The sequence below is a fragment of the Micrococcus sp. NPDC078436 genome, assembly GCF_040702705.1.
Lineage (GTDB): Bacteria > Actinomycetota > Actinomycetes > Actinomycetales > Micrococcaceae > Micrococcus.
Genome location: NZ_JBFBLX010000002.1, coordinates 77,132 through 99,622 on the forward strand (window position 1 = coordinate 77,132; position 22,491 = coordinate 99,622).

At 74.3% G+C, this 22,491-nt stretch carries 20 protein-coding genes; 7 read left to right on the plus strand and 13 right to left on the minus strand.

Annotated elements, in window-relative coordinates; translation table 11 throughout:
• Positions 1-18: 18 nt before the first annotated feature.
• From yajC to AB0302_RS02010, 5 genes are all read right to left on the minus strand, one after another.
• Positions 19-510, minus strand: coding sequence for a preprotein translocase subunit YajC (gene yajC / locus AB0302_RS01990; RefSeq protein WP_248115624.1), 492 nt, complete (start codon positions 508-510; stop codon positions 19-21).
• 66 nt (positions 511-576) lie between these two features.
• Positions 577-1,593 (minus strand): Holliday junction branch migration DNA helicase RuvB, encoded by a 1,017-nt coding sequence (gene ruvB, locus AB0302_RS01995; protein WP_248115625.1) that lies wholly within the window; start codon positions 1,591-1,593, stop codon positions 577-579.
• Between the two features lie 2 nt (positions 1,594-1,595).
• On the minus strand, positions 1,596-2,237 hold the full coding sequence (gene ruvA / locus AB0302_RS02000; protein ID WP_366370374.1) for a Holliday junction branch migration protein RuvA: 642 nt from the start codon (positions 2,235-2,237) through the stop codon (positions 1,596-1,598).
• 95 nt (positions 2,238-2,332) lie between these two features.
• Positions 2,333-2,998 (minus strand): crossover junction endodeoxyribonuclease RuvC, encoded by a 666-nt coding sequence (gene ruvC, locus AB0302_RS02005; protein ID WP_366370375.1) that lies wholly within the window; start codon positions 2,996-2,998, stop codon positions 2,333-2,335.
• Between the two features lie 11 nt (positions 2,999-3,009).
• The gene (locus AB0302_RS02010; RefSeq protein WP_366370376.1) at positions 3,010-3,774 is read right to left on the minus strand and encodes a YebC/PmpR family DNA-binding transcriptional regulator; all 765 of its coding nucleotides are present in this window, start codon (positions 3,772-3,774) and stop codon (positions 3,010-3,012) included.
• Positions 3,775-3,867: 93 nt separating this feature from the next.
• On the opposite strand from AB0302_RS02010, the gene AB0302_RS02015 reads away from it, so the two are divergent.
• Positions 3,868-5,952 carry a M3 family metallopeptidase gene (locus AB0302_RS02015; RefSeq protein WP_366370377.1) on the plus strand — a complete coding sequence of 695 codons (2,085 nt, stop codon included), beginning with the start codon at positions 3,868-3,870 and terminating at the stop codon, positions 5,950-5,952.
• Between the two features lie 150 nt (positions 5,953-6,102).
• Here AB0302_RS02015 and AB0302_RS02020 read toward each other — a convergent pair whose 3' ends face one another.
• Together AB0302_RS02020 and AB0302_RS02025 are read right to left on the minus strand one after the other, a co-directional pair.
• Positions 6,103-6,462 (minus strand): hypothetical protein, encoded by a 360-nt coding sequence (locus AB0302_RS02020; RefSeq protein ID WP_366370378.1) that lies wholly within the window; start codon positions 6,460-6,462, stop codon positions 6,103-6,105.
• Positions 6,463-6,602: 140 nt separating this feature from the next.
• Complete coding sequence (locus AB0302_RS02025) at positions 6,603-7,946, minus strand: alpha/beta fold hydrolase (protein WP_298711161.1); 1,344 nt, start codon at positions 7,944-7,946, stop codon at positions 6,603-6,605.
• Between the two features lie 99 nt (positions 7,947-8,045).
• Between AB0302_RS02025 and msrB the strand changes: the two genes are divergently transcribed.
• Genes msrB through AB0302_RS02050 form a run of 5 tightly spaced genes read left to right on the plus strand, consistent with a single transcriptional unit; the run spans position 8,046 to position 13,871 of the window.
• Entirely contained in the window at positions 8,046-8,549 is a 504-nt protein-coding gene (gene msrB / locus AB0302_RS02030; RefSeq protein ID WP_366370379.1) for a peptide-methionine (R)-S-oxide reductase MsrB, read from the plus strand.
• Positions 8,546-9,685 (plus strand): beta-eliminating lyase-related protein, encoded by a 1,140-nt coding sequence (locus tag AB0302_RS02035; RefSeq protein ID WP_298711165.1) that lies wholly within the window; start codon positions 8,546-8,548, stop codon positions 9,683-9,685. The genes msrB and AB0302_RS02035 overlap by 4 nt, the downstream gene beginning before the upstream one ends.
• A 59-nt stretch (positions 9,686-9,744) precedes the next feature.
• The gene (locus tag AB0302_RS02040) at positions 9,745-10,344 is read left to right on the plus strand and encodes a DUF3000 domain-containing protein (RefSeq protein ID WP_319074197.1); all 600 of its coding nucleotides are present in this window, start codon (positions 9,745-9,747) and stop codon (positions 10,342-10,344) included.
• 23 nt (positions 10,345-10,367) lie between these two features.
• Entirely contained in the window at positions 10,368-11,645 is a 1,278-nt protein-coding gene (locus AB0302_RS02045) for a ribonuclease D (protein WP_366370380.1), read from the plus strand.
• A gap of 42 nt (positions 11,646-11,687) precedes the next feature.
• Positions 11,688-13,871: a 3-hydroxyacyl-CoA dehydrogenase NAD-binding domain-containing protein gene (locus tag AB0302_RS02050; RefSeq protein WP_366370381.1), complete on the plus strand. Its 2,184-nt coding sequence runs from the start codon at positions 11,688-11,690 to the stop codon at positions 13,869-13,871.
• Positions 13,872-14,037: 166 nt separating this feature from the next.
• On the opposite strand, the gene AB0302_RS02055 is transcribed toward AB0302_RS02050, so the two are convergent.
• Complete coding sequence (locus tag AB0302_RS02055) at positions 14,038-14,691, minus strand: hypothetical protein (protein ID WP_366370382.1); 654 nt, start codon at positions 14,689-14,691, stop codon at positions 14,038-14,040.
• A gap of 136 nt (positions 14,692-14,827) precedes the next feature.
• On the opposite strand from AB0302_RS02055, the gene AB0302_RS02060 reads away from it, so the two are divergent.
• A complete protein-coding gene (locus AB0302_RS02060) occupies positions 14,828-15,358 on the plus strand; it encodes a Rieske (2Fe-2S) protein (protein ID WP_248115638.1) in 531 nt (176 codons plus the stop codon).
• A 45-nt stretch (positions 15,359-15,403) separates the two neighbouring features.
• Here the strand turns inward: AB0302_RS02060 and AB0302_RS02065 are convergent, their stop codons facing one another.
• The 5 genes from AB0302_RS02065 to acnA form a co-directional block, all read right to left on the minus strand.
• A complete protein-coding gene (locus tag AB0302_RS02065; RefSeq protein ID WP_248115639.1) occupies positions 15,404-15,829 on the minus strand; it encodes a PLD nuclease N-terminal domain-containing protein in 426 nt (141 codons plus the stop codon).
• Positions 15,829-16,803 (minus strand): aldo/keto reductase, encoded by a 975-nt coding sequence (locus AB0302_RS02070; RefSeq protein ID WP_366370383.1) that lies wholly within the window; start codon positions 16,801-16,803, stop codon positions 15,829-15,831. The genes AB0302_RS02065 and AB0302_RS02070 overlap by 1 nt, the downstream gene beginning before the upstream one ends.
• A 3-nt stretch (positions 16,804-16,806) precedes the next feature.
• Positions 16,807-17,406: a hypothetical protein gene (locus tag AB0302_RS02075; protein WP_319074186.1), complete on the minus strand. Its 600-nt coding sequence runs from the start codon at positions 17,404-17,406 to the stop codon at positions 16,807-16,809.
• 58 nt (positions 17,407-17,464) lie between these two features.
• On the minus strand, positions 17,465-19,531 hold the full coding sequence (gene dxs, locus AB0302_RS02080; protein ID WP_366370384.1) for a 1-deoxy-D-xylulose-5-phosphate synthase: 2,067 nt from the start codon (positions 19,529-19,531) through the stop codon (positions 17,465-17,467).
• Positions 19,532-19,659: 128 nt separating this feature from the next.
• Positions 19,660-22,362 (minus strand): aconitate hydratase AcnA, encoded by a 2,703-nt coding sequence (acnA, locus tag AB0302_RS02085; protein WP_366370385.1) that lies wholly within the window; start codon positions 22,360-22,362, stop codon positions 19,660-19,662.
• Positions 22,363-22,491: the final 129 nt, after the last annotated feature.

The following is a 22,491-nucleotide window of genomic DNA, read 5'->3' on the forward strand; positions in this document are numbered from 1 at the left end:
CGGGCCGCCGGGTGGGTCTCAGGGGCGGTCGGTCCGCGGGGCGGTGCCCTCGTGGCCGGGGTCCACGACGTCGGCCGCCGTGGAGCCGGACGCGGCACTCTCCGGAGCGACGCGCGGGTCGGTGGTCGGCGCGGCGGTCGGCTCGGCGAGGACGGGACCGTCGGCCGCGGCATCGACGCCGGTGGGCTCCACGACGCTGGCGATGCCCTGGAGGTGGAAGTCCATGCGGATCCCGGGGGCGACCTCGAGGGTCGCGCGCTGCTCGGACTCGTCGAGGCGCACCACGCGGCCGAAGATGCCGGAGGTGGTCATGACCTCCTGGCCCGGGGTGAGGCCGCGGCGCATCTCCGCCTGCTGCGTCTGCACCTTCTTCGCGCGGCGCATGGAGATGAACATGAGCACGGCCAGGGCCGCGAACATGAGCAGCATGAACATGCTGGAGCCGCCGCCGGCGGGCTGTGCGGCCGCCGCGGGGGCCAGGGCGGGGAGGGCGTGGTCGAGCGAGGACATGCGTCGGGCTCCGTCAGTCGAGGTCGGGGTCCGGGCCAGTCTAGGGGCCGTCCCCGCCCGGGCCGCTCAGGCGGAGCCGGGGGCTGCCGGCGCCGTCAGCCCCAGGTGCTCCCACGCTCCAGCCAGCGCGACGCGGCCACGCGGCGTGCGGGCCACCATCCCCTCGCGGATGAGGAAGGGCTCGGCCACCGTCTCCACGGTCTCCATCTCCTCGCCCACCGCGGTGGCCAGGGTGGACAGGCCCACCGGCCCCCCGCCGAACGTGGTGCACAGCGCGGTGAGCACCGCGCGGTCGAGGCGGTCCAGCCCGCGGGCGTCCACCTCGTACATGGTGAGGGCGGCCGAGGCGGCCTCGGCGTCCACGGACTCCAGGCCCTTCACGAGCGCCCAGTCCCGCACGCGGCGCAGCAGCCGGTTGGCGATGCGCGGGGTGCCGCGCGAGCGGGAGGCGATCTGCCGGTAGCCGTCCGTGTCCACGCGCATGTCCAGCAGCAGGGCGGAGCGGCGCAGCACGCGCTCCAGCTCCTCCTCCGCGTAGAACTCGAGGTGGCCGGTGAAGCCGAACCGGTCCCGCAGGGGGCTGGGCAGCAGGCCCGCGCGGGTGGTGGCGCCCACGAGCGTGAAGGGCGGCAGCTCGAGCGGGATCGAGGTGGCGCCGGCGCCCTTGCCCACCACGATGTCCACGCGGAAGTCCTCCATGGCCATGTAGAGCATCTCCTCGGCCGGCCGGGACATCCGATGGATCTCGTCGAGGAAGAGCACCTCCCCCTCGGTGAGCGAGGAGAGGATGGCCGCGAGGTCGCCGGCGTGCTGGATGGCCGGGCCGGAGGACAGGCGCAGCGGGGCGTTCATCTCCGCCGCCACGATCATGGCCAGCGTGGTCTTGCCGAGGCCGGGCGGGCCGGAGAGGAGCACGTGGTCCGCCGCGCGGTCCCGCAGCCGGGCCGAGGCCAGCATGAGGTCCAGCTGCTCGCGCACGCGCATCTGCCCCACGAACTCGTCGAGGTGCTTCGGCCGCAGCGCCGCCTCGAGCCGGCGCTCCTCCGCGTCCGCCTCAGGGGCGGTCATGGGCCGCTCGGCCATGCTCACCGGCCCCCGCGTGCGGCGCCGGCGGTGCCGACGTCGCGCAGGGTGGCGCGCAGCAGCGCGGCGACGTCGCGGGAGTCCTCGAGCTCCGGCCGGGCGGCGACGGTGGCGGCCACGGCCTTCTCGGCCTCCTTCTCGGACCAGCCCAGGCCCGCCATGGCCGCGACGACGTCGGCGTGCCACGCGGTCGCGGCGGCCTCCTCGGCGGCGGGGGCGTCCTCCTCCGGGACCTGCTCCCCCGTGGGGGCCAGCCGACCGGAGAGCTCCACGATGATCTTCCGCGCCATCTTCGGGCCGATGCCCGGCACGCGCGTGAGGGCCTTCTCGTCCTCCTCTGTGACGGCGCGACGCACGGCCTCCGGGTGGTGCACCGCGAGGATGGCCAGGGCCAGGCGCGGGCCCACCCCGTTGGCGCCGATCAGCACCTCGAACACCTCGCGCTCGTGGCGGTCGGCGAAGCCGTAGAGGGTCAGCGCGTCCTCCTTGACCACGAGGTGCGTCTGGACGTGGCCGGGGCTGCCCTCGTGCAGGGTGGCGAGGGTCTGCGGGGTGGAGTGGAAGAGCACGCCCACGCCGCCGGTCGCGATGACGGCGCGATCCAGCGCCACGTGCTCCACGGTGCCGCTCAGGGACGCGATCATGCTGGGCCTTCCGACGTCGAGGGGGACGCATTCGAACATATCATCGAACGTCCCGCGATCCCGGCATCCGCCCGGCCCCCGGCGAGGGCGCGGGGTCAGCGGCGCCTGCCGCCCGTCGAGCGCTCCGCGGCGAGCCACGCCCGCTGCGCCGCCGTCATCTCCCCGGCCCGCGTCGGCAGGAGGACCCGGGCCGCGGAGCGCGATCGTCCCGCCCGCGAGGCCATGTCGGCCGTGTCCATGCCGGTCTGCCCGGCCGCGTGGCCGAGGGCGGTGCCGCGCCAGCCGTGGGCGATGGCCAGCGCGAGGGCGTCGGCGGCGTCGGCCGGCCGCGGCGGGGCGTCGAGCCGGAGGATGCGGGTGACCATCGTGGTGACCTGCTCCTTGCCCGCGTCGCCGTGGCCGGTCACCGCCGCCTTCACCTCCGAGGGGGTGTGCAGCCCCACCGGGATCCCGGCGCGCGCCGCCGCCGCGATCGCCACGCCGGCCGCCTGGGCCGTGCCGAGCACGGTGGGCGTGTTGTTGTTGGCGAACATGCGCTCCACGGCGGCGCGGTCGGGCCGGTGGCACGCCAGGATGCGGGTCACGGCCTCGTCGATCCGCAGCAGCCGCTGGTCGAGGGAGGTCCCGGGCGGGGTGCCCACGACCTCCACGTGCACGAGCGCGGCCCGACGACGGGCGTCCACGTCCACGACGGCGATCCCGCAGCGGGTGAGCCCGGGGTCCACCCCCAGGATCCGGACGACGTCGGCGGGCCGCGTCACGGCGGTGCTGCTCAGTCCTCGTCCAGCTGGGCGAGGATCTCGGGGGCGATGTCGACGTTCGAGTAGACGTTCTGCACGTCGTCGAGCTCCTCGAGCGCGTCCACGAGCCGCAGGAAGGTGCCGGCGCCCTTGGCGTCCTCCAGCTGCACCTTCATGGTGGGGATGAACTCGACCTCGTCGGTCTCGTACTCGACCGAGGCGGCGTCGAGCGCCTCGGCCACCGCGCGCAGGTCGGAGGGCTCGGAGACGATCTCGAAGTCCTCCCCGGCCTCCACGACCTCCTCGGCGTCCGCGCCGCCCTCGAGGATGGCCTCGAGGAGCGAGTCCTCGGTGTTGCCCTCGGCCGGCAGGCGCACGACGCCCTTGCGCGTGAAGAGGAAGGAGACGGAGCCGGAGTCGGCCATCGTGCCGCCATTTCGGGTCACGGCCACGCGCACCTCGGAGGCGGCGCGGTTCTTGTTGTCCGTGAGGCACTCCACGAGCAGGGCGGAGCCCTGGGGGCCGCGCACCTCGTACATGATCTCGACGTAGTCGATGACCTCGCCGGTCAGGCCCGCGCCGCGCTTGATGGCGCGGTCGATGTTGTCGTTGGGGACCGAGTTCTTCTTGGCCTTGCTGACGGCCAGGTCCAGGGCCGGGTTGCCGGACATGTCCGCGCCGCCGGCGCGGGCGGCGACCTCGATGCCCTTGATGTACTTGGCGAAGGCTTTGGCGCGACGCTGGTCGATCACGGCCTTCTTGTGCTTGGTGGTGGCCCACTTGGAATGTCCGGACATGCACGCCTCCTGGCTTCGACTGCTGGCTCGACCGCCCAGTCTAGCCAGCGGGCCCGCACCCGCCGACGTCGGCCGCCGTCGTAGGGTGCCCGTATGACCTCCCCCACCGACGCCCTCCCCGAGGGCCACCCCCTGCTGAGCCCCTCGGTCCTCCCCCACGAGCTGCCCGACTTCGCCGCGTGCTCCGACGCCGACCTCGCCGCCGGCATCCGCCAGGGCATGGCGGAGCAGCGCGCCGAGGTGGAGGCGATCCTCTCCTCCCCCGATGCCCCGACCTTCGAGAACACCGTGCGGGCGCTCGAGCTCTCCAGGGCCCTGCTGCGCCGCGTCGCCGCCGTGTTCTTCACGCTCGTCAGCGCGGACGGCACAGAGGCCCGCCAGGCCCTGGCCCAGGAGCTCTCCCCCGAGCTCGCCGCGCACGAGGACGCCCTGCTGCTGGATCCGCGGCTGGCCGAGCGGGTCGCCGCGATCGACGCCGGCTCCCTCTCGGGCGAGGACGCCCGCCTGCTCGAGGTGCTCCGCCAGCGGCTCGACGTCGCCGGCGCCCACCTGGGCGGCGCGGAGCGGGAGGAGCTGCAGCGCATCAACGGCGAGCTCGCCTCCACGTCCTCCGCCTTCACGCGCCGCCTCGTCGCGGACACCGCCGCCCGTGCCGTGCTCGTCACGGACCGCGAGCGCCTCGCGGGCCTCGGCCAGGACGACGTCGACGCCGCCGCGGCCGCCGCGGTGGAGGCCGGGCACCGCGCGGCGGACGCCCCCGCGGGCGAGGGCCCGTGGCTGCTGACCCTCTCCCTGTTCACCTCCCAGCCCTGGCTGGCGGACCTCGAGGACGAGGCGCTGCGCCGGGAGGTGTTCGAGGCCTCTGTGGGCCGCGGCGCGTCGGGGGAGAACGAGACCCTGACGTTGGCGATGGAGATCGTGCGGCTGCGGCTGCGCAAGGCCCGCCTGCTGGGCGCCTCGTGCTGGGCGGAGCAGGCCCTCAAGGACCGCTCGGCGCCGTCCGTGGCTGCGGTGGAGGGGCTGCTCTCCGCCATGGCTCCGCGGGCCATGGCCAACGCCCGCCGGGACGCCGCCGTCGTCGCGGGCACGGGTGACGGCGCGGCCGAGGTGGCCCCGTGGAACTGGCCGCACCTGTCCGCGCGGCACGCGCGGGAGGCGTTCGCGGTGGACACCGCGGCCCTGCGCCCGTACTTCGGGCTGGACCGCGTGCTCACGCAGGGCGTGTTCGCCGCGGCGGGGGTGCTGTACGGGCTCACGTTCACCGAGCGCCCGGAGCTGGCGCGGCACCTGTACCGCCCCGGCATGCGGGTCTGGGAGGTCGCCCGCGAGCGCGGCGAGTCCGTCGGCCTGTTCGTGGGCGACTTCTTCGCCCGGGCCACGAAGTCGGGCGGCGCGTGGATGCACACGGTGCGGGACAAGTCCGAGGCCCTCGGCGAGAAGCCGGTGGTGTTCACCACCATGAATGTGCCCGCCCCGGCGGAGGGCCGCCCGGCGCTGCTGACCCTGGACGAGACCACCACCCTGTTCCACGAGTTCGGCCACGCCCTGCACGGCCTGCTGGCTGAGGGCGAGTACCCCTCGCTGACCGGCACGGCCGTGCCGCGGGACGTCGTGGAGTTCCCGAGCCAGGTGAACGAGATGTGGATCCGCGAGCCGCAGATCCTGGCCGCGTACGCGCGCCACGTGGAGACCGGCGAGGAGCTGCCCGCCGGCACCCTGGAGAAGCTCGAGGCCGCTGACCTGTGGGGCGAGGGCTACCGCACGGTGGAGTACCTGGGCGCCACGCTGATCGACTGGGCGTGGCACACCCTCACGGAGGAGACCGTGGACGCGGCCACCGCGGATCCGGCGGCGTTCGAGCGCAGGGTCCTCACGGAGGCGGGCATCGACCCGGACCTCGTGCCCCCGCGCTACGGCACCGGCTACTTCAAGCACATCTTCGGCTCGGGCTACGCGGCGGGGTACTACTCGTACGTGTGGGCCGAGGTGCTGGACGCGGACGCCGTGGAGTGGTTCCGGGAGAACGGCGGCCTCACGCGGGAGAACGGCGAGCGCTTCGCAGCGGAGCTGCTCGCGCGCGGCAACACGCGGGACCTGCTCGAGTCCTACCGCGCCTTCCGCGGGCGGGACGCGGAGCTGGAACCGCTGCTGCGGCGCCGGGGGCTCACCGAGGGCTGAGCGCGACTCCGTGACCGGGGACGAGCAGTCATGAGGATGGCCGGAACCGGCCCGGTTCCGGCCCGGTCTCCGGCCCGGTCTCCGGCCATCGGCAGGACACCGCCGCCGTGACACGAACGCAGGTGGAGGGTGTCGCCTCGCGGGCCGGTCTCACCGGTAGGGCGCACACTCCCGGACATCGGCACGGCTCCTCCATCCTGGACGCGGCACCAGCCCGCCGTCGGGCAGCGACCACCTGCGGGACACGACAGTCGATCCGTCACGCAGTGTCAGCGTGGTCTCCGACCGCCCGGGCGCCTCCCTGATCCGCACCCGGCCGTCGACGACGGCGTCGATCACCTGCCGTGCGAAGTCCAGGTCGTCGTCGTCCACGCCGATCTCGAAGCGTGCACACCCGTCCACGGAGATCGTCAGTCCCATCACAGCGGTCCCCTCCGGCTCGGCGAGGTCACCGCAGACCTGCATCTCCGCCGCGTCCCTCCGGTGGGGCACAAGGTCCAGCACGATCATGTCCGAGCCGGCGAGTTCAGCGAGTGAGACCCGCGCCGACCCACGACACACCTCCCGAGCGTGGCCGTACAGCTCCTCCGTCCCCCCTCGTGACACCTCGAGCGGGGCCTCGACTCGCTCCCGGCGCCTCCACCACGACGTCATACGCGGCGGGTGCCGGGCCGGCTCGCGCCGAGCACCGCGCGCAGCCAGCCGCGCACGGTGGTGTCCCACTTCTTGGGGTCCACGTTCTGCTCGCGCGTGTGGCGGGCGCGCTGGAACCGCACGAACCGCACGAGCTCGGGGTTGCGCTCGGCCAGGTCCATGGACGGGCCCACGGGCACGTACTCGTCGTCCTCGGAGTGCAGGATCAAGGTGGGCACCCGCACCTGCTCGGCGCGGGTCACCCAGTCCATCGCCTTCAGGTCCACGGGGGCCGCGAGGCCGGTGACGAACCGGCCGGCCCGATTGGAGAGCAGCCACTGGCCCAGCAGGCCGATCGCCTCCGGGATGCGGTTGAGCTTGGCCTGGTGCTCGAGCACGTCCATCCAGTCGACCACCGGGCCGGTGAGCACCACGGCCCGCACATGAGGGGCCAGCGCGGAGCGGTCCACACACTGCAGCGCCACCGCCCCGCCCATCGACCAGCCGAACAGCACGACGTCCTCGGCCCCCTGCTCCATCGCGTACCGGATGGCGGCCTCCACGTCCTCCCACTCCGTGGTGCCGAGCCCGTAGCGCGCGTCCGGGGCGTCGGGGGCGTCGCCGTCGTTGCGGTAGGAGATCAGCAGGGATGTCATGCCGAGTCGCTGCGCCGTGGGCACCGCGCGGATGCCCTCGTTGCGGCGGGCGCCCCGGCCGTGCACCATCACGGCCCACAGCCCCTCGCCGGACCGGGCGTCCTGATCCGCCTCCGGGTCCACGCGCCAGGCCGGGGCGCAGCCGTTCGGCACGGGGACGAGCACCTCGGCGGCCTCGAGTCCGGCATCGGCCGGGGTGGGGTACACGAACGCGGTGAAGCGCCCCTTCACGGCGGCCCGCAGCTCGCCGGCGTAGACCTCCTCCACGACGCGCTGCACCGTGCCGTCGCGCGGGTCGAACGAGGTGATGGCACCGATCCGCGCGCAGCCGGCGCCGCCGTCGAAGGTCAGCGAGTAGGTGCCGGGGACGGTGGTGTACTCGTCGGCCGGCAGGATGACCTCGGGCCCGTCCTCCCCGTCCACGACGGCCAGGATCGCCGTCGACTCCGCGTGCTGGCGGACGGGCGTCACCACCGTGCGGGCGAAGACGCCCGCGAGCGCGGAGCTGGCCCCGGCCACGACGAACGCCCCGGAGAGGGCCACGCTGCCCACCACCGGGGACCAGCGCGCCATGGGCGCGGCGATCGCCACGGAGCCGCGCACGGTGCCCTTCACCCCTCGGCGCACCAGGCGCTGCGCGAGGGGCACGGCTCCGCGAGCGCGGGACCGGTGGCGGCGGGGGCGACGGCGGCAGGAGGAGGCCATGAGTGCATTCTCGACCACGCACGCGCGGGCGGGCCAATCCGCGCCGATCCGGCCGGCCCGGCGGGGAACAGGGCGAGCGGCGCGGGCGTTGTGCGGACCATGAGCACCCACGAGACCGCATCCCCGGACACCCCTCCCCACGCCGCCCCGCCCGGGACGCCGCACACCGCGGCCCTCACCGAGGAGGAGTGGGCGCGCCGCCTCACCCCGGAGGAGTTCCAGGTCCTGCGCCGCGCCGGCACGGAGCGCCCCTACACGGGCGAGTACTGGGACTCCCACGTGCAGGGCGTGTACGCGTGCCGCGCGTGCGGGGCGGAGCTGTTCCGCTCGGACGAGAAGTTCGACTCCCACTGCGGCTGGCCCTCCTTCTTCGCACCCCTGGCCGAGGACCGCGTGGAGTACATCAAGGACGAGACCCTCGGCATGCAGCGAATCGAGGTGCGCTGCGCCGGGTGCGGCTCCCACATGGGCCACGTGTTCCAGGGCGAGGGCTACGGCACGCCCACGGACCTGCGCTACTGCATCAACTCGATCTCGCTGCGCCTCAGCCCGTCCGACGTGCCCTCCGCCGACGCGTCCGACACGCCGGGCGGCGCGGCGTGAGCGCCCCGGGGGCGCCGACGTCGCCCGCCGACCTGCGCGCCTTCGCCTCCGACAACTACGCGGGCGTCCATCCGGACGTGTGGGCCGCCATGCTGGACGCGGACGCGGGCCACGCGCGGGCCTACGGCGAGGACCCCGTGACGGCGGCGCTGCAGGAGCGCGTCCGCGCGACCTTCGGCGAGCGGGCCTTCGCGCTGCCGGTGTTCAACGGCACGGGCGCGAACGTCGTCGCACTGCGGGCCCTGACGCCCCCGTGGGGAGCGGTGGTGTGCGCTAGCCACGCGCACATCGCCACGGACGAGGGCGGCGCCCCCGTGCAGGTCGGCGGGCTCTCCCTGCTCCCGGTCCCCACGGGCGACGACGGCAAGCTCACCCCCGCGCTCCTCACGCCCGTGCTGGGCTCCTTCGGATTCGTCCACGCGGTGCAGCCGGCCGTGGTGGAGATCGCCCAGGCCACCGAGGTCGGCACCGTGTACTCGGCGCAGGAGGTGCGGGCGCTCGCCGACGCCGCCCACGCCGCCGGGCTGAGCGTCTACATGGACGGCGCCCGCCTGTGCAACGCGGCCGCCGCCCTGGGTGTGCCCCTGCGGGAGTTCACCACCGACGCCGGCGTGGACGCGGTCTCCTTCGGCGGCACGAAGAACGGTGCGCTGGGCGCGGAGGCCGTGGTCGTGCTGAACCCGGATGCCGTGGCCACCGCGGCCATGATCACCGACCGCGACGTGCCGGGCCGCGAGCGCGACGCGGACTCCGCGGCGCAGATGTCCCTGGGGTACCTGCGCAAGTCCTCGATGCAGCTGGCCTCGAAGCAGCGCTACCTCTCCGCGCAGCTGCTGGCCCTGCTCACCGACGACCTCGGCGTGCGCCTGGCGGACCACGCCAACGCCATGGCCCGCCTGCTGGCCGAGCGCGTGTCCGCGCTCGAGGGGGTGGAGCTCTCCCGTCAGCCCGAGGCCAACGCGGTGTTCGCCGTCCTGGACCCGGCCGCCGCCGACGCGGTGCGCGCCCGTTACCCGTTCTACGACTGGAACCCCGCCACCGGCGAAGTGCGCTGGATGACCTCGTGGGACACCTCCCGCGAGGACGTCGCCGGGTTCACGGACGCGCTCGGCCAGGCCCTGGCGGCCCGGCGCTGAGGACCGCCGACGGCGCGCCCTGCGCCGCGACGCGCACCGGCCCGCCTACGCTGTCGGGCATGACCGTCACCGGGGCGCCCCACGCCGCGCGCGCCGAGGTGCCCGCGGAGTTCCGCCGGGCGCTCGCGGAACTGCGCGACGCCCGGCCCCGCACCCCCGTGCGCCTGCGCGAGATCCCGGCCCCGCCCGGTCTCGCCCCGCACGCCGTGGCCCTGGCCGCGGACGTGTGCGAGGACGTCGCCGCGGAGAACCCGGCCGGCCCCGTGCTGGCCACGGGCCGCTTCGTGCTCCTGCACGATCCGGCCGGCTCGCCGCAGTGGCGGGGCCGGTTCCGCGCGGTCACGTACATCCGGGCGAGCCTGGAGCCCGACGTCGCCACGGACCACCTCGCCGGCGCCGTCGCCTGGACCTGGCTCGTGGAGGCCCTGGAGACCCGTCACGCCGAGCACACCGAGGCCGGAGGCGTGGCCACGCGCCAGCTCGCGGAGAGCTTCGGCACCCTGGCCGGCGAGCCGGACGTGACGGACATCGAGCTGCGCGCCTCCTGGACCCCGAGCGGGCGGGATCTCGGGGCGCATCTGGAGGCGTGGTCGGACATGATCTGCGCCTTCGCCGGCCTGCCGCCCGAGTCCGCCGCTCTCCCCCACCCCACCCACTGACGACCCACCAGCAGGAGCACTCCATGACCCAGGCCGCGTCCGCACCGGGACAGCCGTCCCCCGACGAGGCCGCCGGGGAGGCCCCCGCGCCCCGGCTCATCACCGAGCCCGAGGACGGGACCCCGCATGTGACCGACACCCCCGCCGGGCTCGAGGCCTGCGCCCGCGCCATCGCGGCGGGCACCGGACCGGTGGCCGTGGACGCCGAGCGCGCCTCCGGCATCCGCTACGGCCAGCGCGCGATGCTCGTGCAGCTCAAGCGCGCGGGCGCGGGCATCTGGCTCGTGGACCCGGAGGCCTTCGACGGCCTGGAGCCGCTGGCCGAGGCCCTGAGCGGGGTCGAGTGGGTCCTCCACGCGGCCAGCCAGGACCTGCCCTGCCTGGCCGAGCAGGGGCTGCGCCCGGACGCCCTGTTCGACACGGAGCTGGCCGCCCGCCTGGCCGGGCTGCCCCGCGTGGGCCTGGCCGCCGTCCTGGAGGCGATGCTCGGGGTCACCCTGGCCAAGGAGCACTCGGCGGCGGACTGGTCCACCCGGCCGCTGCCCGAGGGCTGGCTGGCCTACGCGGCCCTCGACGTCGAGCTGCTCGTGCCGCTGAGGGACGCGCTCGCCGCGCTGCTGGAGGAGCAGGGCAAGACGGAGTGGGCGCGCCAGGAGTTCGAGGCCGCCCGGCTGGCGCCCCCGCCCGCCCCGCGCACGGACCCGTGGCGCCGCACTTCCGGCTCGCACAGCCTGCGCCGACCCGCACAGCTGGCCGTGCTGCGCCGCCTGTGGGAGGCCCGCGAGGAGCTGGCCCGACACCGGGACGTCGCCCCCGGCCGGCTCATCCCCGACCGCTCGCTGGTGGCCGCCGCCACCGCGCAGCCCCGCACAGTCCCCGCGCTGCGGGACACCTCCGGCTTCCATGGCCGCTCCGCGTCCCGGGAGGCGCCCCGCTGGATCGCCGCGATCCGCGCCGGGCTCGAGGACGCCGCCGACGGCGCAGCCCCGCCCCTGCACGTGCGCGGCGGGGACGCCCCGCCGCCGCCGCGGGCGTGGCGCGATCGCGACCCGCTCGCCGACCGGAGGCTCAAGACCGCGAAGGCGCGCGTGGCCCGCCGCGCGGAGCAGCTCGACATGCCCACCGAGAACCTGCTCACCCCGGACACGCTGCGCCGGATCTGCTGGGAGCCGCCCACGCCGCTCACCCCCGAGTCCGTGGAGGACGCCCTCCGCGAGCGCGGGGCGCGGCCGTGGCAGGTGGAGAGCGTGGCCGCGGTCCTGACCGTGGCCCTGCTGGATCCGGACCCCGTGGAGGACTGAGCGGCGTTCCTGGGACGGCGCGTCACGGTTAGAGTGAGAGCCATGACACAACGCCCCGCTCCCCTGGACGCCTTCGGCCACCTGCCCGGAATCACCCCGGACGAGGTCGTCACCCACATCGAGGTCACCGACCACGCGCTGCCCGGCGGCGTGGGCACCCTCGCCCTCCTCACCCTGGACAACGGCCAGGGCCCGAAGCGGCCGGCGACGCTGGGCCCGGCCTCGTTGCTGGGGCTCGCCCGCGCCCTGGACGCCCAGGCCGCGCGGGCCGAGGCCGGCGAGATCCAGGCCCTGGCGGTCACCGGCACGGAGGGCACCTTCGCCGCCGGCGCCGACCTCTCGCTGATCGCGGGCATCGAGGACGCCGGGGACCCGCAGGCGGGCATCGGCCGCGACCTGGCCCGGCTCGGCCACGCCGCCTACGACCGGCTCGACGCGTTCCCCGCCCGGACCTTCGCCTTCGTCAACGGGACGGCGCTCGGCGGCGGGCTCGAGCTCGCCCTCGCGGCCGAGCACCGCGTGGTGGCCGCGGGCGCCAAGGGCTTCGGACTGCCCGAGGTCCGGCTGGGCCTCGTGCCCGGCTGGTCCGGCGTGTGGCGCGTGCCGCACCTGATCGGCCCCGAGGCCGCCGTCGGCGTCCTGGTGAAGAACCCGCTGGACAACAACCGGACCCTGGACGCGAAGGCCGCGTACGAGCTGGGGCTCATGGACGCGGTGGCCGAGGGCGACCTGCTGGAGGCCGGCCTGGCGTTCGCCGCGCGCATCCTCACGGGCGAGGGCCAGACCGAGGAGGCGCAGTCCGAGCACCACGGCCGCGACGTCTCCGACGCAGCATGGGAGCGCGCGCTCGCGGCGCTCGAGCAGCTCCAGGCCTCGCGCCCGGGGCGCCACCTCCCGGCGCGCCGCCACATCGAGGGGCTGTTCGTCGGTGCCCGCACGCGCACGCGCGAGGAGTCGGCCGAGCACGAGGCCGAGGCGCTCCAGGAGCTCATCGGCTCCCCCGAGTTCCGCCGCACCGTGTACGCGTTCCTGGACGTCGTCCAGCGCCGTGCGAAGAGGCCGGCGGGCGATCCCGGCGCGGACCAGGCCCGCGAGGTCCGCAAGGTCGGCGTGGTCGGTGCGGGCCTGATGGCCGGTCAGCTGGCCCTGGTGTTCGCGCAGCAGCTCGGGGTGCCCGTCGTGATGACGGACATGGACGCCGAGCGCGTCGAGCGCGGCCTCGCCGGCGTGCAGGGGCAGATCGAGAAGCAGGTGGCCAAGGGCCGGATGAGCGCGGAGCAGGGCGAGGCGCTCGCCGGGCTCATCACCGCGGACACGGACAAGTCCGTCTACGCGGACGCCGACGTCGTCATCGAGGCCGTGTTCGAGGAGCTCGAGGTCAAGCGCGCGGTGTTCCGCGAGCTGGAGGGCATCGTGCGCCCGGACGCGATCCTGGCGACCAACACCTCCAGCCTGTCCGTGGCCGCGATGGCCGAGGTGCTCCAGAACCCGGAGCGCCTCGTGGGCTTCCACTTCTTCAACCCGGTGGCCCAGATGCCGCTCATCGAGATCGTCCGCGTGGCCGAGACCTCGGACGAGGCCGTGGCCACCGCGTTCGAGCTGGCCCGCCGCCTCCGCAAGACCGGCGTGCTCGTCAACGACGCGGCGGCCTTCGTGGTCAACCGCGTGCTGCTGCGGATGATGGGCGAGGTGCAGAACTCGTTCGACGCGGGCACGGACGCGCACACCGCCGACCACGCCCTGGACGAGCTGGCCCTGCCGATGACCCCGTTCACGCTCCTGGCGATGGTGGGCATCCCCGTGGCGCAGCACGTCTCGGAGTCCTTGAACACGGCGTTCGGGGCCGATCGTTTCCCGGTGTCCGCGAACCTCCAGCGCCTCATCGACGCCGGCAAGACGGCGATCTGGGCCAAGGACGTGCGCGGCGGCGCCGAGAGCGAGGAGGCCGCCGGCGCGACGGGCGAGGAGATCCCGGCCGCGACCGCCGCGCTGCTCGAGCAGGGCGACGCCCCGCAGACGGCCGAGGAGCTGCTGCACCGCGTGGAGGACGCCCTGGCCGAGGAGATCGGCCTGCTGCTGGAGGAGAAGGTGGTGGCCGCCCCCGAGGACGTGGACCTGTGCATGATCCTGGGCGCCGGCTGGCCGCTGCACCTGGGCGGCATCACGCGGTACCTCGACGACTCGGGCGCGTCCGAGCGGGTCAACGGGACGCGCTTCCACGGCTGAGGCCGGCATCCCGGCACCGGCGGCCCCGTCACCGCGGAAGGGTGGCGGGGCCGCCGGCGTACCGCTCCCGCGGCAGCGGCGGCACGAGGGCGAGCACGTTCGGCGTCGGATGGGCGCTGGCCGGGTGGCAGGTCATGCCCCTGGCGGCGCTGGTGCCCGCCCCGCCTCACTCCACCGGCAGTCCGGCGAACGTCACCAGCTGCGCGCCCAGCCCGGCGAGCGCCTCGTCCCTGCCGGCCACCGGCGCGGACGCCGTCCCGCCACCCCAGTCCGAGGCCGTCACGGCGCCCTCGCGCACGTGATGCGAGCCGATCACCACGCCCTCGCTCACCACGTCCACCCGCACGCCGCCCTCGGCCCCCGCACCGGCATCGCCGCCGGCCGGCCGCAGCGTCGCCTCCGGCATGCGCACCGGCCCCTGCAGCGGGGATGCCTCCTCGAGCCGCACGAACGTGAGCGCCGCCTCGGCCGCGGGTCCCATCAGCAGGTGCTCCGCGTAGGAGGGCACGACGTCCTCCCCCAGCCCCGCGCGCTCGCGCTCGATCCGCACGCGCTGCTCCGTGGCGGAGTCCTCATAGGACGTCCAAACCCACGTCGCCCCGTCGTCGGTGAAGGCCACCTGGCTCTGCGCGAAGAACCGCTCCGGCAGGTCCGGGGTCGCCGCGCGCTGCACCGCGGTGGGGGCGAAGCCCATGCGGGAGGTGAGCACGCCCTCGGCGAGCCGCCGGAACAGGAAGCCCACGTGCTCCCCGCGCAGGGTCACGGCCTCCCAGCGCTCGAACGGGGTCAGGTCGAAGGCGGGGCGGGCGGTCTCGGCCACGGCGGGTCTCCTGGTCTCGGTCGGTCTCGCCGCGCTCTCACGCACGACGACGGCGGGTCGACTCACGATCCTCTCACCCTCCCCCGCGCACCGCACGCGGGGAGGCGCCCGGTCCGCCGAGTGGAACAATGGGGGTATGACCACGCAGGACACCCGCTCTTCCCAGCCCGCCCCCGCCGCCGAGACCGGCTGCTGCGGCCACTGCGCCCCCCAGGACGCCCAGCCCGGCACCACCCGCCGCACCGTGCTCGGCCGCGGCGCCGCCGTCGCCGCCGTGGGTGCCGGCTCCCTCGTCCTCTCCGGCTGCACGGATGAGATCCGCGCGGAGGACACGGCGCAGGACCACTACGTCGGCGCCGCCAGGACGCCCGCCCTCGCCGTCTCGGAGCTGCCCGTGGGCGCCACGACGTCCGTGGAGGTGGAGGGCCGCACGCTGCTGATGCACCGCGTGGACGAGTCCACGGTGACCGCGTACTCGAACGTGTGCACGCACCAGGGCTGCCTGCTCCAGGTGGTGGACCGCCCCGAGGGGACGGCCTACGCGTGCCCGTGCCACGGCTCCCACTTCGACGTGGAGACCGGCAAGCCCTTCGGCGGCCCCGCGCGCCAGCCCCTCATGGACTACGAGGCCGCCATCGACGGCGACCAGGTGGTCGTCAAGCTCTGAGCACGCGCACGCCCGGAACCGAGCGGCGCGGCGAGTCCTGGGAGATCAGACGTCGTCGCCGCGCTCCCGCCCGGGGCCTGCCGGCGCGGCGAACTCCTCCATGCCGAAGCGTCGGCGCGGCAGCAGTCCCTCCGGGGCGGCGTGACCGGCGTACGGATCGGGCCGGCCCCGCCGGCTGGGCGCGGGCGTGCGGCTGCCCCGCGACGGCGGCAGCGCCGCGACCTCGCGCCGGTTGGGGTCCCAGCCGGGCTGCTCACGCCGCCGCGCCGGGTAGTAGCGGTGCCGCCACCAGAACCAGATGAGCGCCCCGAGCACCGGCAGGATCAGCATGGACACGACCCACGGCAGGCGGGCCCGGTGGTCGAGGGGGCCGCGCGCGAGCGAGACGAGCCCGCCCACCCAGATCGCCCCCGCGGTCAGGGACACGCTCCACCCCAGGGCCATCTCGGCCGGCGAGGGCACGAGGGGCATCAGAACAGCGCCACCTTCTCCGGGCCCGGGAAGAGCGCGTCGAGCTCCGCGAGGTCCTCGGCCGTGGGCTCCCAGTCGGAGGCCTTCGCGTTCTCGGCGACCTGCTCGGGACGCGTGGCCCCCGCGATCACGGACGCCACCGGCCCCTGCGCGGCGAGCCAGCCGATGGCCGCCTGCACCTCGGTGATGCCGTGCTCGCGCGCGAACGCCCCGAACGCGGCCAGCTGCTCCAGGTCCGCCTCGTCCACCATGTGCTGCCGCACGTGGGAGAGCCGTGAGCCCTTGGGCGCCGCACCCTGCGAGTACTTCCCCGTCAGCAGGCCGTTGGCCAGCGGGAAGTAGGGCAGCACGCCCAGGCCGAACTCCGCGGCCGCGGGGACGACCTCCAGCTCGGCGCGGCGGTCCAGGAGGTTGTAGTGGTTCTGCGCTGAGACGAACCGCTCGGTGCCGAGCTCGCGCGCCACGTACTCGGCCTGCGCGATCTGCCAGCCGGTGCGGTTCGAGTGCCCGACGTAGCGGACCTTGCCCGCCCGCACGAGGTCGTCGAGCGCCCGCAGCGTCTCGTCGATCGGCGTGCCGGGATCGGGCGTGTGGAACTGGTACAGGTCGATCCACTCGGTGCCGAGCCGGCGCAGCGACGCCTCCACCGCCCTGACGATGTACGCGCGCGAACCGCGGGCGCCGCCGTCGGGCCCGTTCGCCCCGCCCATCTCCATGCCGAACTTGGTGCCCAGCACCACCTCGTCGCGGCGGGAGCCCAGGGCGCTGCCGAGGCGCTCCTCGGAGAGGCCGGGCTCGGCGCCGTAGATGTCGGCGACGTCGAAGAAGGTGATGCCCGCATCCAGCGCGGCGCCGACGACGGCGTCGGTGCCCGCCTGCTCCATCGTGGCGGTGCCGGGACGGCCCAGGTTGTTGCAGCCCAGCCCGACCACGGAGACGGTGAGGCCGGAGCGGCCCAGTCGCACGGTGCGCATCGCTCAGGCCTCCCGGGTCTCGGCCGCAGCGTCCACGACGTCGGCGTCCGCCTCCGCGTCCGCCTCACCACGGGCCGAGGCGTCCGCCGGGCGCAGGTCCCCGCGGTGCACCTCCACCTTGTTCGGCTGGACGCCGTGCGCGCGCTTGGCGGCGGCCGGGATCTCCGCCTCGGCCTTGGCGGCGTGGGGCGTGCGGACGATGAGCACGAGCCGGCCCTCCTCCTCCGCGACGTCCTCGACGTCGCCGAGACCGCGCCACGCGAGCTGGTGGGTGATCTCCGAGCGCAGGGCGTCCGCGTGCTGAGCCTCGATCGGCGTGCTCGTCCGCCCCCGCAGGCGGTAGGTCACGGACAGCGTGGTCAGGGCGTCGTCGTCGAGCTCGGCGAAGCCCTCCTCGCGGCCCTGCGCCACGAAGGCGGCCAGCAGCTCCTCGCCCTCGGCGTCGTCGGCCACGGGCTGGTCCCCCACCGTGCCGACCGCGCCGACGCGGCCGTGGTGCACGGTGAACTGCCCGGAGCCGGGCTCGCACCACGCCTCGCGGTACTCGAAGCGGCGCGTGCCGTCCTCGGCGGTGACGTCGCGGTACAGGCGGACGATGCTCATGGGGTGCTCCTGGCGTCGGGGGTCAGTGGGTGGGGAGGGCGACGACGGCGGCCGGCGCTCAGCGATCGGACGTGCGCCGCGCGTCCTCGGGGCTGGACGGGGCCACGCCGGGCATGCCGGACTCCGGCACGGCGCCGGACACGGGCCGCGCATACGGCACCTTGGCGCCCAGCACCTGGGCCACGGTGTCCTGCGCGATGCGCTGGGCGGTCAGGCCGACGCGGTCCAGCACCTCGGCGCGCGTGCCGTGGGCGAGGAACTCGACGGGCAGGCCGACCTCGTTCAGGGCGGTGTCCACGCCCGCGGCACGCATCTCCTGGCGGATGCGGGAGCCCACGCCGCCGGCGCGGACGCCGTCCTCGAGGCACACCACGATCCGGTGGCGCGCGGCCAGGCGGATCACGGACCCGGCCACCGGCAGGACCCACCGGGGATCCACGACGGTGGCGGTGATGCCCTGGCGGCTCAGGCGCTGCGCGACGTCGAGCCCGAGCTCGGCCATCGCGCCGACGGCCACGATCAGCACGTCGCGGTCGGCGTCGTCCTCGTGGGCGGCCGGGCCGATCCGGGAGAGCACGTCCGTGCCGTCCTCGAGGCGCTCGAGGGCGCGCACGGGCTCGCCCACCGAGCCCTTCGCGAAGCGCACCACGGTGGGCGCGTCGCTCACCGCCACGGCCTCGCGCAGCTCCTCGCGCAGGGTCTCGGCGTCGCGCGGGGCCGCGATCCGCAGCCCCGGCACGGTCTGCAGCAGGGCGAGGTCCCACATGCCGTGGTGGCTCGGGCCGTCCGGGCCGGTCACGCCGGCGCGGTCCAGCACGAACGTCACCCCGGCGCGGTGCAGGCCCACGTCCATGAGCACCTGGTCGAACGCGCGGTTGAGGAACGTGGCGTACACGGCCACCACGGGGTGCAGGCCGCCGAAGGCCATGCCCGCCGCGGAGGTGACGGCGTGCTGCTCCGCGATGCCGACGTCGAACACGCGGTCCGGGAACTCCAGGGCCATGGGCGCCAGGCCCACCGGGTTCATCATGGCGGCCGTGATGGCCACGACGTCCGGGCGCTCGCGGGCGATGTCCACCATCTCCTCGCCGAACACGTTGGTCCAGGACTGCGCCGTGTCGGAGGTGACGGGCTCGCCCGTGGACGGGTCGATCCGGCCGATCGCGTGGAACTGGTCCGCCTCGTTCGCCACGGCCGGCGCATAGCCGTGGCCCTTCTCGGTCATGGCGTGCACGATCACGGGTCCGCCGTAGGCGCGGGCGTCCTCGAGGGCCTCCTCCATGGCCTCCACGTCGTGCCCGTCGACGGGGCCGATGTACTTCATGCCCAGGTCCTCGAACAGGCCCTGCGGCGCCCAGAGGTCCTTGAGGCCCTTCTTCGCCGCGTGCAGCGGGCGGTAGAGGAGGTGGCCCGCCGTGCCGCCCTCCTGCAGGCGGCGCTTCATGTAGTCCAGGGTCTGCTCGTAGCGCCGGTGCGTGCGGACCTTGTCCAGCACTCCGCGGCGCAGCCCGCCGAGGTGGTCGGCCAGGCCGCCCACGGTGGGGGCGTACGAGCGGCCGTTGTCGTTCACCACGATCACCACGCGCCGGTTGCGATCGCCGGCGATGTTGTTGATCGCCTCCCAGGCCATGCCGCCGGTGAGGGCGCCGTCCCCGATCACCGCGACCACGGTGCGGTCCCGCTGGCCCGTCTGCCACCACGCACGGGCGATCCCGTCGGCCCAGGAGAGGGAGGAGGAGGCGTGCGAGGACTCGACGACGTCGTGCTCGGACTCGGCGCGGTCGCCGTAGCCGGACAGGCCGCCCTGCTGCCGCAGCGTGGTGAAGTCCTGGCGCCCCGTGAGCAGCTTGTGCACGTAGGACTGGTGGCCCGTGTCGAAGATGACCGCGTCCCGCGGGGAGGAGAACACGCGGTGCACGGCGAGCGTCAGCTCCACCACGCCGAGGTTGGGGCCGAGGTGGCCGCCCGTCTGGGAGACGTGGGCGATGAGGAACGCGCGGATCTCCGCCGCCAGCCGCGTCAGCTCCTCCTCGGAGAGGCCCTCGAGGGCCTCCGGAGACGTGATCTGGGGCAGCAGGGGTGCACCGGTGTCCTGGGGGCGGCTGGCGCGGGACGGCTCGTTCATAGTCCGTCCAGGGTACTCCGCTCCCCGCGCGCGGGCGCGTAGGCCGAGGACGACGCCGGCCCGCCGCCTCCGCGTGGGAGGCGACGGGCCGGCGTCGGGCGGCCCCGCGAACGGGGCCCGTGCGCGGATCAGGCCTTGGCGACCATCTGGCGCAGCACGTACTGCAGGATGCCGCCGTTGCGGTAGTAGTCGGCCTCACCGGGGGTGTCGATGCGCAGGACCGCGTCGAACTCGGTGACCTTGCCGTCGTCGCCGGTGGCGGTGACCTTCAGGGTCTTCGGCGTGTGGCCCTCGTTGAGCTCCGTCACCCCGGCGATGTCGAAGGTCTCGGTGCCGGAGAGGCCCAGGGAGTCCGCGGACTCGCCGGACGGGAACTGCAGCGGGAGCACGCCCATGCCGATGAGGTTCGAGCGGTGGATGCGCTCGAAGGACTCCGCGATGACGGCCTTCACGCCCAGGAGCGCGGTGCCCTTCGCGGCCCAGTCACGGGACGAGCCGGAGCCGTACTCCTTGCCGCCCAGCACCACCAGCGGGGTGCCCGCGGCGGCGTAGTTCTGCGCCGCGTCGTACACGTAGGCCTGCGGGGCGCCGTCCTGGGAGAAGTCGCGGGTGAAGCCGCCCTCGATGCCGTCCAGGAGCTGGTTCTTGATGCGGATGTTCGCGAAGGTGCCGCGGATCATCACCTCGTGGTTGCCGCGGCGCGAGCCGTACGAGTTGAAGTCCTTGCGCTCCACGCCGTTCTCCAGCAGGTAGCGGCCCGCCGGGGTGTCCGACTTGAACGAGCCCGCCGGGGAGATGTGGTCGGTGGTGACCGAGTCGCCCAGCTTCAGCAGCACGCGGGCACCGGCGATGTCCTCCACCGGCTCCGGCTGCGCCTGCATGCCCTCGAAGTACGGGGGCTTGCGGACGTAGGTGGAGGCCGCGTCCCAGGCGAACGTGTCGCCGGTGGGGGTCTCGAGGGACTGCCAGCGCTCGTCGCCGTCGAAGATGGTGCCGTACTGGTTCGTGAACATCTCGGTGTCGATCGACTCGTCGATGATCTTCTGGACCTCGGTGGGGTCCGGCCAGATGTCCTTCAGGAACACGTCGTTGCCGTCCGCGTCCTGGCCCAGGGCCTCGTTCTCGAAGTCGAAGTCCATGGTGCCGGCCAGCGCGTAGGCCACCACGAGCGGCGGGGACGCGAGGTAGTTCATCTTCACGTCCGGGTTGATGCGGCCCTCGAAGTTGCGGTTGCCGGAGAGCACCGCGGTCACGGAGAGGTCGTTCTCCTGGATCGCCTCGGAGATCTCCTGCTCGAGCGGGCCCGAGTTGCCGATGCAGGTGGTGCAGCCGTAGCCGACCACGTTGAAGCCGAGGCCGTTGAGGGACTCGCGCAGGCCCGACTTCTCGTAGTAGTCGGTCACGACGCGGGAGCCCGGGGCCACGGAGGTCTTCACCCACGGCTTGGAGGTCAGGCCCTTGGCCAGCGCGTTGCGGGCCAGCACGCCCGCGGCCATCATCACGGAGGGGTTCGAGGTGTTGGTGCATGAGGTGATCGAGGCGATCGACACGGCGCCGTGGTCCAGCTGGAACCGGCGGCCGTCCTCCATGGACACGTCCACGAGCTTGGAGGGACGGCCCTCGCCTGCCTCGTCGTCCGTGGCGTAGTTGTGCAGGTCCTTGCGGAACGTCTCCTTGGAGTCGGAGAGGACGATGCGGTCCTGCGGGCGCTTGGGGCCGGAGATCGAGGGGACCACCGTGGAGAGGTCCAGCTCGAGGTACTCCGAGTAGGCGACCTCGGTGGAGGGGTCGTGCCACATCCCCTGCTCCTTGGTGTAGGCCTCCACGAGGGCGACCTGCTCCTCGGAGCGGCCGGTGAGGCGCAGGTACTCGAGCGTCACGTCGTCGATCGGGAAGATCGCGGCCGTGGAGCCGAACTCCGGGGACATGTTGCCGATGGTGGCGCGGTTGGCCAGCGGCACGGAGCCGACGCCCTCGCCGTAGAACTCCACGAACTTGCCCACCACGCCGTGCTGGCGCAGCATCTCGGTGATCGTCAGCACCACGTCGGTGGCGGTGGCGCCGGCCGGGATGGAGCCGGTCAGCTTGAAGCCCACGACGCGCGGGATGAGCATGGAGACCGGCTGGCCGAGCATCGCGGCCTCGGCCTCGATGCCGCCCACGCCCCAGCCCAGCACGCCCAGGCCGTTGACCATGGTGGTGTGCGAGTCGGTGCCGACGCAGGAGTCGGGGTAGGCGCGCAGCACGCCGTCGACCTCGCGGGTCATGACGGTGCGGGCCAGGTGCTCGATGTTGACCTGGTGGACGATCCCCATGCCCGGGGGGACGACCTTGAAGTCGTCGAACGCGGTCTGGCCCCAGCGCAGGAACTTGTAGCGCTCGCCGTTGCGCTCGTACTCGATCTCCATGTTGCGCTCGACCGCCTGGTCGTTGCCGAACACGTCGATCTGCACCGAGTGGTCGATGACCAGCTCGGCCGGGGAGAGCGGGTTCACGCGGGCGGGATCGCCGCCGAGGTCCTTGATGGCCTCGCGCATGGTGGCCAGGTCCACGACGCAGGGCACGCCGGTGAAGTCCTGCATGATGACGCGGGCGGGGGTGAACTGGATCTCGGTGTCCGGCTGCGCGGAGGGATCCCACGAGGCCAGGGCCCTGATCTGCTCGGCGGTGACGTTGGCACCGTCCTCGGTGCGCAGCAGGTTCTCCAGCAGCACCTTGAGGGAGTAGGGCAGCTTCTCAGCGCCCTCCACCGCGTTGAGGCGGAAGATCTCGTACTCGGCGCCGGCGACGTCGAGGACGCCCTTCGACCCGAAGCTGTCAACAGTGGTCACGGGAGGACTCCTATTCCCGCCCGGGTTCGTCCCGGGCACTCGTCCAGTGGGGGTCGGCGCCGGGTCCTCGTCCGTGACGGTCCTCACAGGGCCGTCACCTGAATCACAGGCGCCGCACTGCCGCCCAGC